General features: G+C 70.8%; 12 protein-coding genes. 4 read left to right on the top strand and 8 right to left on the bottom strand.

Translation table 11 applies throughout. The features are described from left to right. Both ABZ845_RS13020 and ABZ845_RS13015 read right to left on the bottom strand, forming a co-directional pair. A complete protein-coding gene (locus ABZ845_RS13020) occupies positions 1-1155 on the bottom strand; it encodes an acyl-CoA dehydrogenase (RefSeq protein WP_360977320.1) in 1155 nt (384 codons plus the stop codon). Then, on the bottom strand, positions 1155-2348 hold the full coding sequence (locus ABZ845_RS13015; RefSeq protein WP_360977317.1) for an amidohydrolase family protein: 1194 nt from the start codon (positions 2346-2348) through the stop codon (positions 1155-1157). Before ABZ845_RS13015 ends, ABZ845_RS13020 begins: the two co-directional genes overlap by 1 nt. A 164-nt stretch (positions 2349-2512) precedes the next feature. Between ABZ845_RS13015 and ABZ845_RS13010 the strand changes: the two genes are divergently transcribed. Further along, a complete protein-coding gene (locus tag ABZ845_RS13010) occupies positions 2513-4027 on the top strand; it encodes an AMP-binding protein (RefSeq protein WP_360977314.1) in 1515 nt (504 codons plus the stop codon). On the opposite strand, the gene ABZ845_RS13005 is transcribed toward ABZ845_RS13010, so the two are convergent. Further along, positions 4006-4518 (bottom strand): EF-hand domain-containing protein, encoded by a 513-nt coding sequence (locus ABZ845_RS13005; RefSeq protein WP_360977311.1) that lies wholly within the window; start codon positions 4516-4518, stop codon positions 4006-4008. The genes ABZ845_RS13010 and ABZ845_RS13005 overlap by 22 nt on opposite strands. Positions 4519-4912: 394 nt before the next feature. Further along, entirely contained in the window at positions 4913-5293 is a 381-nt protein-coding gene (locus ABZ845_RS13000; protein ID WP_360977308.1) for an STAS domain-containing protein, read from the bottom strand. A gap of 269 nt (positions 5294-5562) precedes the next feature. Here ABZ845_RS13000 and ABZ845_RS12995 point away from each other — a divergent pair, with 269 nt between their 5' ends. Both ABZ845_RS12995 and ABZ845_RS12990 read left to right on the top strand, forming a co-directional pair. Continuing rightward, entirely contained in the window at positions 5563-6144 is a 582-nt protein-coding gene (locus ABZ845_RS12995) for a sigma-70 family RNA polymerase sigma factor (RefSeq protein WP_360977305.1), read from the top strand. Next, entirely contained in the window at positions 6138-7400 is a 1263-nt protein-coding gene (locus tag ABZ845_RS12990) for a maleylpyruvate isomerase N-terminal domain-containing protein (protein ID WP_360977302.1), read from the top strand. The genes ABZ845_RS12995 and ABZ845_RS12990 overlap by 7 nt, the downstream gene beginning before the upstream one ends. Positions 7401-7424: 24 nt before the next feature. On the opposite strand, the gene purU is transcribed toward ABZ845_RS12990, so the two are convergent. Then, positions 7425-8306, bottom strand: a complete 882-nt coding sequence (gene purU, locus ABZ845_RS12985; protein WP_360977299.1) for a formyltetrahydrofolate deformylase — start codon at positions 8304-8306, stop codon at positions 7425-7427. 99 nt (positions 8307-8405) lie between these two features. Continuing rightward, positions 8406-8915, bottom strand: a complete 510-nt coding sequence (locus ABZ845_RS12980) for a hypothetical protein (RefSeq protein WP_360977296.1) — start codon at positions 8913-8915, stop codon at positions 8406-8408. Between the two features lie 193 nt (positions 8916-9108). On the opposite strand from ABZ845_RS12980, the gene ABZ845_RS12975 reads away from it, so the two are divergent. Beyond that, positions 9109-10374, top strand: a complete 1266-nt coding sequence (locus tag ABZ845_RS12975; RefSeq protein ID WP_360977293.1) for an ABC transporter substrate-binding protein — start codon at positions 9109-9111, stop codon at positions 10372-10374. Between the two features lie 249 nt (positions 10375-10623). Here the strand turns inward: ABZ845_RS12975 and ABZ845_RS12970 are convergent, their stop codons facing one another. Together ABZ845_RS12970 and ABZ845_RS12965 are read right to left on the bottom strand one after the other, a co-directional pair. Beyond that, complete coding sequence (locus ABZ845_RS12970) at positions 10624-12120, bottom strand: hypothetical protein (RefSeq protein ID WP_360977290.1); 1497 nt, start codon at positions 12118-12120, stop codon at positions 10624-10626. 250 nt (positions 12121-12370) lie between these two features. Then, positions 12371-13756, bottom strand: a complete 1386-nt coding sequence (locus ABZ845_RS12965; RefSeq protein WP_360977287.1) for a transcriptional regulator — start codon at positions 13754-13756, stop codon at positions 12371-12373. Between the last annotated feature and the right edge of the window lie 226 nt (positions 13757-13982).

The raw sequence follows: 13982 nt of genomic DNA, 5'->3' as shown, positions 1-13982 counted from the left end.
TCACCGCCCCTTCGGCAGCCCCAGAATGCGTTCGGCCACGATGTTCTGCTGGATCTGCGAGGTGCCGGCCGCGATCGTGTAGGACAGCGACGACAGCCGGTCGAGGACCCAGGGCCGGTCGAGGTCGAGGGACGCGGCGCCCAGGACCTCGGCTGCGGTGTCGTAGAGCTCCTGGCGCGCGTGCGAGTAGCGAAGCTTGAAGACCGACCCTCCCACGCCCGGCACTCCGCCGGTCAGCTCCGCCTCGCTCACGTTCCACTGCGTGAGCCGCCACAGCGCGCGGAACTCGGCGTTGAGCCTGCCCAGCCGCCGCCTGAGCGCCGCGTCGTCCCAGCGGCCGTTGCCCCGCGCCTCGCGGGCCAGTTCACCAAGGACACGACGGCAGGCCACCACCTCGCCCACGAACGCCGTGCCGCGTTCGAAGGAGAGGGTCACCATGGTCACGCGCCAGCCGTCGTTCTCCTCGCCGACCCGGTTGGCCACCGGCACCCGCACCTCGTCGAGGAAGACCTCCGCGAACTCCGTCGAACCGGCGAGCGTCCTCAGGGGCCTTACGGTGACGCCGGGCGCGTCCATGGGCAGCGCGAGCCAGGTGATGCCTTTGTGCTTGGGCGCGTCCGGGTCCGTGCGCACCAGCAGTTCACACCAGTCGGCGACCTCGGCGTGCGAGGTCCAGATCTTGGAACCGCTCACCACATAGGTGTCGCCGTCGCGCCACGCGCGCGTGCGCAGCGACGCGAGGTCCGAACCGGCGTCCGGTTCGCTGAACCCCTGGCACCAGACCTCCTCGCCGCGCAGCACGGGCGGCAGCCAGCGCGCCCGCTGCCCGGGTGTGCCCTCGGCGGCGATCGTCGGCCCCGCGTGCAGCAGGCCCACGAAGTTGGCCCCCACGTAGGGCGCGCCCGCCTTCTCGGTCTCCTCCAGGAAGATCAGATGCTGGGTGGGGGTGGCGCCGCGCCCGCCCGCGTCCACGGGCCAGTGCAGGCCCGCGTAGCCGGCGTCGTACAGCATCCGCTGCCAGCCGAGGTCGTAGGCGCGTCTGCCCGGCCAGTCGTCGGGGGACGGCTTCGGGGGCAGTGCCAAAAGGGCCTTGGCGAGCCACTCCCGCAGCCGTGCCCGGAACTCCTCCTCCGCGGGCGAGTAGGCGAGGTCCACTAGCGGTCCAGGTCGAGTCCGAGCATGCGGATGGCGTTGCCGCGCATCAGCTTGTGGACCGTCTCGTCGTCCAGGCCCTTGACGTGGTCGAGGGCGACCTCCTTGGTGTGCGGGAAGGTCGAGTCGACGTGCGGGTAGTCGGTCTCGAACGTCGCGTTGTCCCGGCCGACCGTGTCGAGGGACGCCACGCCGTGCTTGTCGCGGAAGAAGCAGCAGTAGATCTGCCGGTAGTAGTACGTGGACGGGGGCTCGGGGATCAGGCCGCGGACGCCGCCCCAGGCACGGTGCTCCTGCCAGACGTCGTCGGCGCGCTCCAGGGCGTACGGGATCCAGCCCATCTGCCCCTCGGAGTAGGCGAGGGTGAGGCGCGGGAACTTGACCAGCACCCCGCTGAAGAGGAAGTCCATCATCGACGCCATGGCGTTGTTGAAGGAGAGCGACGCCTGCACGGCGGGCGGGGCGTCCGGGGAGGCGGCAGGCATCTGGGACGAGGAACCGATGTGCATGTTCACGACGGTCCCGGTCTCCTCGCAGACCGCGAAGAAGGGGTCCCAGTAGCCGGAGTGGATGGAGGGCAGCCCGAGGTGGGTGGGGATCTCGGAGAAGGTCACCGCCCGTACGCCGCGGGCGGCGTTGCGCCTGATCTCGGCGACCGCGAGGTCGATGTCCCACAGGGGGATCAGGCACAGCGGGATCAGCCTGCCGCCGCTGCCGCCGCACCACTCCTCCACCATCCAGTCGTTGTACGCGCGCACACACGCCAGGGCGACCTCCTTGTCGTGCGCCTCGGCGAAGGTCTGGCCGCAGAAGCGCGGGAAGGTCGGGAAGCAGAGGCTGGCCTCGACATGGTTGAGGTCCATGTCCTTGAGCCGCTCGGCCGGGTCCCAGCAGCCGGGACGCATCTCCTCGCGGGTGATGCCCTCCAGGGTCATCTCGTCACGGTCGAAGCCGACGGCTGCGATGTTGCGCTTGTACGGGAACTTCAGGTCCTCGTAGATCCACCAGTCGGCCGGTGGCCCTTCCGGGTCCATCGTGATCTGGTACTTGCCGCCGATGTAGGCGAGTTCGCCGATCCCCGCGGTGAGCGGCCTGGGGCCGCGGTCCCGGTACCTCTGCGGCAGCCAGGTGTCGAAGAGGTGCGCGGGCTCGATCACATGGTCGTCGACGCTGATGATGCGGGGCAGTTCGGTCATGAGTCCCCTCCGTCCGGCGGGCATATATCTGATGGACCGTCAGATTCTCCTCCATGGGCAGGTTAGTCCCGCACCCCTGGACCGACAAGGCGGAGCGTCCTACGCTCTGCGCACGATCTGACTACCCGTCAGCTCACTCGCCCCGTCAGGCACAGGGAGCCGCCGTGAACGACACCGCACACGCGCTGGGCGCCTCCCGGACGCTCTGGGAACTGGCCGAACGGCGCGCCGCCCTCACCCCCGACCGGCCCGTACTGCTCCAGGGCGACCGCTCCCTGAGCTTCGGCGAGCTGCGCGAACGGGCCGAGCGGGTGGCCGCGGGGCTGTACGGCATGGGAGTACGTCCCGGGACGGTGGTCGCCTGGCAGTTGCCCACCCGTATCGAGACGGCACTGCTGTCCTTCGCGCTCGTCCGTCTGGGCGCCGTGCAGAGCCCGGTCATCCCCTTCTACCGGGACCATGAGGTCGGCTTCGCGCTACGGGAGTCGAGGGCGGAGTTCTTCGCGGTGCCGGGCACCTGGCGGGGCTTCGACTTCGCGGCGATGGCACGGCGGCTCGGCGCGAAGGGGGTCTTCGAGGCGTACGACGGCGAGGGCCTGCCCGACGGCGACCCGGCCGTGCTGCCTCCGCCGCCCGCCGAGGGCACCTCGGTCCGCTGGATCTACTGGACCTCGGGGACGACCTCCGACCCCAAGGGCGTACTGCACACGGACCGTTCACTGATCGCGGGCGGCTCCTGCCTCGCGCACGCGCTGCACCTCTCGCCGGACGACGTGGGGTCCATAGCCTTTCCTTACGCGCACATCGGCGGGCCCGACTACACGGTGATGCTGCTGCTGTACGGATTCCCGGCGGTGATGTTCGAGCAGTTCGCGCTGCCCGACGCGCTGGAGGAGTACCGCAGGCACGGGGTGACGGTGGCCGGCGGGTCGACGGCCTTCTACTCGATGTTCCTGGCGGAGCAGCGCAGACGGCCGGGCGGGAAGCTGATCCCGACGCTGCGGCTGCTGGCGGGCGGCGGGGCACCCAAACCCCCCGAGCTCTACCACTCCGTCGTCCGCGAGATGGGCGTGCAGCTGACGCACGGGTACGGCATGACCGAGGTGCCGATGATCACCATGGGGTCGCCGGACGACTCCGCGGAGAACCTGGCGAGCACCGAGGGGCGGCCACCGGAGGGGATGGAGATACGGATCGTGGACGGGGAGGTGCGCCTGCGCGGGGAAGCCGTCTGCCAGGGCTATCTGGACCCGGCACAGACGGAGGAGGCGTTCGACGAGAACGGGTTCCTCGTCACGGGCGACCTCGGCAGGCTCACCGCCGACGGCCACCTCGTGCTCACCGGGCGTCTCAAGGACGTCATCATCCGCAAGGGGGAGAACATCTCCGCCAAGGAGATCGAGGACCTGCTGCACCGGCATCCCGCCGTCCAGGACGTCGCGGTGATCGGCCTGCCGGACGAGGAACGCGGTGAACGGGTCTGCGCGGTGGCCGAGCAGGCGCCGGGGACGGCGGCGCTGACCCTTGCCGCCGTCACCGCGTATCTCCGGGCGGAAGGGCTCTCCGTCCACAAGCTGCCGGAGCAACTGGAGGTGGTGGACGCCCTTCCGCGCAACGACACCCTGCGGAAGGTGCTCAAGTACAAGCTGCGCGAGCGCTATTCGGGGACGGTGAAGTAACGCGCGAAGGCGGCCACGATCTCGGTCTCGCCGACCTTGCCGTCGCCGTCCGCGTCGAGCGTCGCGGTGACCGCCCGGGCGATGTCCTCGTGCACCCCGAGCGCCCTCAGGACGCGGACGGTCTCCTCGACCGTGGCCGTGCCGTCGTGGTCGCCGTCCGCCACGGCGAGCGCCGCGTGCAGGAAGGGGCGGGCGATCTCCCCGAACCGCTCGGGGTTGTCGCGCAGCCGCTTGACCGCGCCGCCGACGAACTCCTCGCGCGTGATGCGCTGGTCCCCGTCCCGGTCCGCGATCCCGGCCATGCCCTGCCAGAAGGCCTCACCCCCGGCATACAGGGCCTGTCCCCGCTCGGAACGGGCCGCGGTGCCGAACTCGGTGAGAACGGCCTTGGCCGCGACGTTGAAGTCCTCGCGGTCGATGTAGCCGTTGCCGTCCTGGTCGAAGGTGGCGAACCGGGCGGCGATCCTGCGCTCGTACTCGGTGCTGACCATGTGTTCTCGGGCCGCCTTACATCACATCGGGGCTGTATCCGGCACGGAGCGTACGACGCCGAGGCCTCCGGTGGAGACGGAAAGCGGCGCTTGTACCAAGATCGCAGGAATTCTGGGACAACAGTGTGGCCCACTTGCGACACGGATGCGCTGAGGCGCGCCCCGCAGGAACGCCGGGCCGTACCGATCCGCGCCGCCACCACATGGCCGCACACGACGCACCCGACAAGCGGCGCGGAGAACTACGTGACCAGCCACGAAGCACCTGCCAAGGGGCGCGGGGAACTGCGCGACCAGCCACAACAGACCCGCAGGCGGCAACGCACCTGATAGGGGCGCGGGGAACTGCGCAAACCCCCCACGCACCCGCAGGGACACCGCAACGCGACAGCGATCACGCCGACAACGGCCGGGCCTCGTCATCCGTGGCCGAGGTCACATCCCGATGCACATCGAAGAGACGCCGCACGCCCAGCGCGGCGAGGACCCGGTTCACATGGGAACCCTCCGCCCCGCCCTGCCCTGGCAGTATCAGCCGCAGCCGCCCCTGGCAGGACCGGATCAGCCGCCGCGTGGCGATCAGCACACCGACCCCGCTGGAGTCGCAGAAGAAGACCTCGGAAAGGTCCAGCACGAGCTGGTGACGGCCATCGGCCACGGCGTCGTGCACCCGCTGCCGCAGCACCGGTGACGTCACGAGGTCCAGTTCGCCCGCCACTTCGAGCACGGCCCACTCTCCGCGCTCCCAGAAGGTCACCTTGAGCGTCACCGCCACGCCTCCCGCTTGCCTGCAATCCGACCAAGAAACCGGAAGTACTTCCTACGCTTCCTTCAGGCGCGGCTGCCCCGACCCTGCTCCATGAAACACCGAAGTCCTGATCGAAAGCGTGTTGCAAACGAGCCAATTCATTCAGTAGCGGTCCCATTCGTTCATGTCTGGTCATCAACTGTCGGGGTAGGCGCCCACCCGGACCACGGGTCCCGCGTTGTCAGACGTGCCGACTACATTTCGAGGGGTCGTACGAGCAGGACTGAGGGGGCCGCATGGCGAAAAAGGACGCACCGCCCCGGTGGGACCGCGACATGCAACAGCGGCTCGCCCGGGGTGAGGCGGCGGCGCTCGGTGAGTGCTACGACCGGTTCGCCTCGCTCGTGCACGGACTGGCCCACCGCGTGCTCGGGGACGAGGACGCGGTGGACGGCGTCACGCGGGAGGTGTTCGCCCGCCTCTGGGAGAACCCCGGGGCGTACGACCCGAAGCAGGGCCCCCTGCGGTCATGGGTGGCCACGCTCACCCAGCGGCTCGCCGTCGAGCGGCTGCGCGCCACCGAGACCGCGGCACTCTCCCTGGACGGCGGGGGGACGACGGAGGAGCTGGAGCGCAAGGTGCGCAGCGCGTCGGTCGCGGCCCGTGCGGACTACATCATCACCTCGATGCCGGTGCCGCTGCGCGCCGCGCTGGAGCGTGCCTATTTCCAGCGCCGGGACTACCGCCAGACCGCGACCGACCTCGGCATCACGCGGGACGAGGCCCGCCGTCGCCTCCGCCTGGGTCTGCAGTTGCTGTCCACTGCCCATGAGACGGGTTCCTCGGGCACCCCTCCCGAAGCGGAGGCCGCGTGGTGACCGGGACGGACCGCTTCGAGGAACACGGCCGCACGCCCCGGATCCCGTTGCCGCGCCCCTCGGTCGAGGACACCGGGCTTCCTCTGCCCGATCCCTCCCCAGGCCCGGTGGCCCCTCCCACGGCGCTCGTGCTCGAACACCGGGTGCTGAAGGCACTGCTCGGCGCCTGGGCGCTCGCCGCCTGCTCGCCGGAGGAGACGACGGCCGTCGAGGCGCACCTCGGTGACTGCGGCCCGTGCGCGGAGGAGGCTCGGCGGCTGCGTGAGGCCGTACGGCTGCTGCACCGCCCCGACAGCCTCGACCTCGACCCCGGCCTGCGCACCCGTGTCCTGGAGAGCTGCCTCGACCGGCGCCCGCCCAGCGTCCCGGTGCCCGACTGGGCCGCCGCGTACGACGCCGAGGCCGCGCGCCTCGACGCCCTGCTCCAGGACATAGGCGACGCCGAGTGGCATGCCCCGGTGCGCCTGCGCTGGTTCGACGGGACGGGACCGGCCGGCCGCCGTACGACCGTCGCCGGAGTGATAGCCCATCTGCTCTCCGTGGACGGGCTGGTGGCGGTCGCGCTCGGGCTCGACGACCCGCTCGGGGAGGCGAACGTCGGGGAGGGCACACCGCAGTCCCGCACGGAGGCGTACTGGCGCACCTCGCGCCTTCCGCCCACCGGTGCCGTACGCGGTCCATGGCGGGAGCAGAGCCGCGATCTGCTGCGGGCCCTGTCCTTCGCGGGCGGGGACCCGGCCGGGCGCGGACTCGGGCTCTCGGTGTCGTACGGCGGGTTCGGGCTGCCGCTGCGCGACGCGATGCTGGACCGTGCCTTCGAGTGCTGGGTGCACGCGGAGGACATCGCGAACGCCATCCACTATCCGTACGGGCCCCCGGCGCCGCGTCATCTGAACAAGATGATCGATCTGGGCGCGCGGCTGCTCCCCACGGCCCTGGCGGCGCGGCGCCGGGCCGGACTCGCCGCGCCCGGGCACACCCGCCACCTCGTGCCCGCGGGCGAGCCGGGGCGGACCCTGCGCCTGGAGATCGAAGGCTCGGGCGGCGGAGAGTGGCTGATCGCCCTCGACGCCCCGCCGCACTCGGCGGTCGCCTCCCCCGAGCACGAGGTGGCGCACGTCGCGCTCGACGGGGTGGAGTTCTGCCGGCTGGCCGCGGGCCATGTGCCGCCCCAGGAGGCGGCCGCGGGACAGGTCGGCGACCGGCAGGCGATCCGGGATGTGCTGTTCGCGGCCGCGTCCCTGAGCCGGATGTGAGGCAGACGCGAAGGGGCCGGAGCCTCAGGCAAAGACGACCGTCCGCCGGCCGTTGAGCAGGATCCGGCGTTCGGCGTGCCACTTGACCGCGCGTGCGAGCGCCTGGCACTCCACGTCCCGGCCCACCGCGACCAGTTGGTCGGGGGTCACATCGTGGCCCACGCGCTCGACCTCCTGCTCGATGATCGGGCCCTCGTCGAGGTCGGCCGTGACGTAGTGCGCGGTGGCCCCGATCAGCTTCACACCGCGGTCGTGGGCCTGGTGGTACGGCTTCGCGCCCTTGAAGCTCGGCAGGAACGAGTGGTGGATGTTGATGATCCGGCCGCTGAGCTGCTTGCACAGGTCGTCGGAGAGCACCTGCATATAGCGGGCCAGGACCACCAGTTCGACGTCCAGCTCACGGACCAGTTCGAGGACCTTGGCCTCGGCTTCCGGCTTGGTGTCCTTCGTGACCGGAATATGACGGAAGGGGATGTTGTACGAGCCCACGAGCTCGGCGAAGTCGGTGTGGTTGGACACCACCGCCGCGATCTCTACGGGCAGCGCGCCGATCGAGGCCCGGAAGAGCAGGTCGTTCAGGCAGTGCCCGAACTTGCTGACCATCAGGATGACGCGCATCTTCTCGTCGGCCCGGTGGATCTGCCAGTCCATGTGGAAGGAGTCACCGATCGCGGCGAAGCTCGCGCGCAGCTTGTCGACGGTCACCGGCGCGTCGGCGGAGAAGTGGACGCGCATGAAGAACAGACCCGTGCCGCGGTCACCGAACTGCTGACTGTCCTCGATGTTGCAGCCGGTCATGAAGAGATAGCTCGACACGGCGTGCACGATGCCCTGCTTGTCGGGGCAGGAGAGGGTGAGGACGTACTGCTCGGCGGGGGCCGCGGCCCGGGTGGACTGCTCACTCATGCGGGCCAGGGTCTCATGGGCACGGGCCCACGCGGATCCCCGTCCCGCCACCCGGACGGATGCCGGCGTCGATGCCGGGCACCGGGTGAGGTGAGCGGTCTACGCGCTCTGCGCGGTGTGGGTGAGGATCCGCAGCACCTCGAGCGTCCGCGGCGGCGCGTCCGGGTCCTCGCCGTCGCTCACCGCGAGCCGCATATGGGCGTCGCGTGCAGCTCGTACCGCCTCCGGCCACCCTTGGTGGTTGAGGTACGCCTCCACCGGCGCGTCCGGCCCCACCTGGTGCATGATCCGCAGCACGCGCAGCACGGCGGTGTCGACCAGCGCCGCCTCCTGCGAGTCGCGGAAGATCGTGCCGACGTATTTCTCGGCGGACCAGCTGTCCAGCCAGGTGTCCTCGACCAGGCGGTAGACGGCGTCGGTGACGTCACCGTATCCGTCGACGCCGGCGAGCCAGACGTCTCGCTGGAACCCAGGATCGGAGAGCATGTGCAGCGCGGAACGCACGTTGCTGCGCCAGCGCCACCAGGGCATGTCGTTGAGCGGCATGCCGCCCATGGTGGATGAGCGACGGCCACGACGGGAAGGGGTCTCCGAACCTTGCACGGTCACCGATCGTACGTTCCACACGAAATCCAAAGCATCGACCCCCCGTAATTCACCCCTATGTCACTTCCTGTTGGTCAAAGGTCACTCGCAGGTTAGTGATGTGGCGGAATCGTGCGGGTCCATGAGCGGCAGGCGACGCAGCACCAGTACCTCCTCCATCCGCCCCCGGGTTTCCGGCTCATCAGGCCGCGGTGGCATGAGCCGCCGCGTCAGAAGCGCGCTGCTGTCCGCGGGCGTCCTGGTGGCGTGCTCGTCCCTCACCGTCGCCTGCGGGGTGATCCCCGGTGTCTCCGGTGACTCCTCGGACGACGCCATCACCGTCATGACCTGGGCGCCCGAGAACACCTCCGCCAACAACGAACCCGGCGTGCCGGCGATGGCGAAGGCGTACGCGCGCTGGATCAACGCGAACGGCGGCCTGGGCGGCCGCAAGCTCAACGTGCTGACCTGCAACGACCAGAACGACTACATCGAAGCCGCGAAATGTGCCCGGCTCGCCGTCAAGGAGAAGGCCGTCGCGGTCGTCGGCTCCTACAGCCAGTACGCGAGCTCCTTCATCTCCCCGCTGGAGTCGGCCGGGATACCGTTCATCGGCGGCTACGGCCTGACCGACGACGAGTTCAAGAGCGTGCTCTCCTACCCCGTCAACGGCGGTCAGCCCGCGCTGCTCGCCGGACTCGGCGAGGAGCTGGGCAAGACCTGCGGTCCCGTCTCGCTGGTGCGTCCTGACACCGTCGCCGGCGACGAGCTTCCCGTGCTGCTCAACTCCGGGCTCAAGGCGGGCGGCCACACGTCGGCCGCCGATGTGCGCGCCGCCGAGGACGCCACCGCGTTCGACCCCCAGGCCCAGCAGGCGCTGCGGAGCGCGACCAAGAACCCGCTGCAGAAGGGGTGCGTGGTGCCTGCGCTCGACGAGCGCACCGGTACGTTCATGGACTCCTTCCGCCGTCTGAGCCAGGACTACCCGGCGGTGCGCACCGCCTCCGTGCTGGGCAGCGTCGACCAGTCGGTCGTCGACACGTCGGGCGGCGCCTCGGGCCCGTACGAGGGCGCGTACGTCACCAGCTGGTACCCGGCGGCGTCGGACCCGCGCTGGGATCCGATGAAGAAGGTCATCAGCAAGGAGGCCTTCGGCGACAACCGGATCGATCCGGCGGACGCGGGAGTGCAGACGACGTGGATCGCCTACACCGTGCTGAAGAAGGTCGTCGACTCGCTCGGGGGCGGTGAGGTGTCCGCGCGCACGATCCGCGACTCGCTCGACAACGGCCTCCAGGTCGACACCGGTGGGCTGACGCCGCCCCTGCGCTGGCGGTTCCAGGATCTGACCGCTGTGGTCGACTATCCCCGGCTGATCAACTCGGATGTGACCTTCCAGGTCGTGCGGGGTGGGCAGCTTGTTGCTGCACGCAAGGGGTTTGTGAACGTGTCCAAGACGCTGGAGAGCACGACGACGGGCTGAGCGTGTTCCCTGCGGGGGCGGTGCGGGTTTTTGCGCAGTTCCCCGCGCCCCTTATCAGGTGCGTCGTCGCCCGCGGGTCTGTTGTGGCTTGTCGCGCACTTCCCCGCGCCCCCTATCGGTTCTCCCGCGGGTGCGTCGTGGTTGGCTTCGCGCCCGGATAGGGGCGCGGGGAACTGCGCGACAAGCCACGACGGACCCGCACGTGCCGATACATCGAAGTACCCCCCATAGGGGCGCGGGGAACTCGGGTTACAGCTGGGTCGGCTGGCGTTGGGTGAGGCCGTACTTCTGGGCGATGGCGTTCCACAGACGCGCGGCCTTCGTTTTCTCGCCGCTGGCCGTACCGCTGGCCCGGTTGCCCTCCGCGGCCTGCGGCGTGGTGCGGGCGTGGCCCTTGTGGCACGCCCTCTTGTTGCCCGAGACCTGGTCGGCCCACGCCGCGTAGTGGGTGTCGGCGGAGGCGGACGCCCGCCATGCGTTGGTGAGCGCGGTGGTCAGCTCGCTGTGGGAGGGGAGCTGGTCGACGCCGAGCGCGGACAGCCGGTCGACGAGGCCGCTGCGCTGTGTCGCGGCGTTGCGGAGGTCGGTGGCCGCCTGGCCGAGGTTCTTGCAGGACTTGACCTCGGCGACCGCGTTGATCACCGAGTCGCGGCTGTTGCCGCTGTCGGCGAGAAGCTTGTCGAGCGCGATGGCCTGCTGCTTGGCGGGGTCGCTGGAACCCGGTGTCGAGGCCTTCGCGGCCGGGCCGGTAGCAGAGACGTTCTTGCTGTTGTCGCTCTTGCCGTCGGTACCGCCGCCGCTGAGCAGGGCGCCCGCTCCGATGCCGAGGACGATGATGCCCACCCCGGCGGCTGCTATGAGGGGGATCTTCGAGCGGGTCCGGCCGCCTCCGTCGTCGTCGTACCCTACGGCCGGCCCCGCCCCGGGGCCGCCCGGCATGCCCGGCGCGTCGATCCGCGGCAGATGCTGGGTGGAGTCATGGCCGGCCGCCGCGTCATGACGGAAGAGGTTGTCGAACTCCGCCGGGGTGTGCCGGTCGCCTCCGGGCGCGCCCTGCGCCATGCCGTACGGCGCCGGGCCGGACTGTCCGGTCACCGGGGGCAAGAACTGCGTGGCCTGGGCGTCGGGGCCGGCGGCATGCGGCAGCAGGCCGGCGGCCGGGGTCCCCACGGCCCGTCCGAGATAACGCGTGGAGTCGTCCGCCGGTACCTCCGGCGGCAGCGCGCCCGGCGCCACCGGCGGGATGTACTGCGTCGCGCCCTCGTCCGCGGCGGCGACCGGCGGGATGTACTGCGTCGCGCCTTCGTCGGCGGCGGGCGGCAGGGGTGCCGCATGCGTGGCCTGCGGCATGGGCTGCGCCCCCGGCGCATGGGCGTGTGCGCCCCCGGAACCGGGAGCCCCGCTCCAGCCGGAGGGCGTGTCCGAGGACTCCCAGGACGGCTGTGCCTGCGCGCCGCCCCACTCCTGTGCGGGTGCCGAGGCGGGCTGCTGGGGTGCGCCCCACTGCTGCCCCGCGTCGCCGCCCCAGGTCTGGGCGGGCGGCTGTGCCTGGGCAGGCGGCTGTGCCTGGGCCGATTGCCCGGGGCCCCAGGGCCGGCCCCATGTCTGTTCGCCCGCCGGATGCGAGGAGCCGTTCACTCCGCCGGACCGGCCCGGCAGCAGGGGCTCGCCACCGTCGGAAGGCAGCACGATGCCTTCTCGCGCGGGCCGCGCCGAGGGCTCTTCGCCCTGTCCACTCTGCGTCACCGGGACTCCTACGAATGGGGGACCTTCGGAATCGTCGGCTCACGCTACCGGGTCCCCCGAGTCCCATGCCATGCAGCACAGGGCGTGACCTCGCACCCATGTGACCGTCGTAACAGATCCTCGGCGCACGACGCTGTTTATGCCGCCCCCAGGCCGTCCTTCCTTCGCTCACCAGCCGTTCACCACTCCTTCACTCCTGTACGGGTGATCAGTAAGGAGTGCTGAAAGACACCCCGGTCCCGTCTTCGGCCTACGCCGCCGCGGACAGGTCCAGCCGCGCGCCGAACTCCCGCACCACCGACTCCTCCCGGAACGGCTCCAGCCGCTGCTGGAAGTCCTCCAGGTACTCGGCGCCACGATTGGACCTCAGCGTGCCGAGCAGGTCCACGGCCTTCAGACCGGTGTGGCACGCCTGCTCCACCTCGCGCCGCTGCACCTGCGCGGTGGCGAGCAGCACATAGCCGATCGCCCTGCGCCGGACCCGGGACTCGGGGTGCCCGGCGAGGGACTCCTCGGCGCACCGGGCCGCCGCCTCCGCCTGCCCGAGGTCCCGGTGGCAGTGCGCCAGTTCGTCCGCCAGGTACGCGTGGTCGAAGTGGGCGATCCACGCCGGGTCGTCCCCGGACGCCGCGTCGGCCGCCTCCAGTGCCGCGACCGCGCGCCCCGAGGAGAACTGGGCGGCGCGCACATCCCCCATCAGGGCATGGCCGCGTGCCTCGGCCGCGTGGAACATCGCCTCCGCGCGCGGCGTCACTCTCCCCCGCGCTCCTTCCTGGGCCGCCCGCGCCAGCTGCGCGATCTCGCGCGGGTTTCCCAGCTGCGCCGCGAGATGACTCATGGAGGCGGCGAGCACATAGCCGCCGTATCCGCGGTCGCCCGCCGCCTGAGCCAGGCGCAGCGCCTGGATGTAGTACCGCTGGGCGAGGCCGGGCTGCCCGGTGTCGATCGCCATGTATCCGGCGAGTTCGGTCAACCGCGCGACGGCCGCGAACAGTTCGCGCCCCACGACGTCCCGGTACGAGCCCGCGAGCAGCCCCGACACGACGCTGTTGAGGTAGTGCACGACGACCGGCCGCACATGGCCGCTGCCGAACTGGTGGTCCAGGTCGACCAGTGCCTGGGTCATCGCGCGCACCGCGGCCACGTCCGAGGGCCCGACCCGTGGTCCCGCCGAGCGCGCGACCTGCGCGTCCGGCCCCGAGATCAGCCAGTCACGGCTCGGTTCGACCAGTGCCGAGGCGGCGACCGAGGAACCGGACAGGAAGTCCCGGCGGCCGACATCGCTGCGCCACAGCTCGCAGACCTGCTCGATGGCTCCGAGTACCGTCGGCGAGAACTGGAGCCCCACGCCCGAGGCGAGGTTCTTGCCGTTGGCCATGCCGATCTCGTCGATCGTGACCGTGCGCCCCAGCTTGCGGCCGAGCGCCTCGGCGATGATCGCCGGGGCCCGGCCCCTCGGCTGCTGTCCGCGCAGCCAGCGGGCCACCGACGTCTTGTCGTAGCGCAGATCGAGGCCGTGTTCCGCACCGCACATGTTGACCCGGCGGGCGAGTCCCGCGTTCGAGCAGCCCGCTTCCTGAATGAGCGCCTGCAGCCGTTCGTTCGGCTGTCGCGCGACAAGTGGCCTCGCGGCCATGGCGTACCCCCTGCTTCATGGCGCGCTCGCCTCCGGGGCGCCCCGTCGGCCCACGCGCCGTATGCCTGCGGTGCCTGCGCACGCACCGTGCCTTCAGCGATGACGTTCTTCAGCGTTGACGTACTTCAGTGGCCGGACTCACGGGAACGCTTCTCTCGTGCACCGCGAGGATCCGGCCTTGAAGATCGATGCCCAGCGGACATGCCTCTGATGCGAGACATGCGAG

The organism is Streptomyces sp. NPDC047022, from assembly GCF_040644155.1.
GTDB lineage: Bacteria > Actinomycetota > Actinomycetes > Streptomycetales > Streptomycetaceae > Streptomyces.
This window is presented reverse-complemented; position numbering and strand designations above follow the sequence as displayed.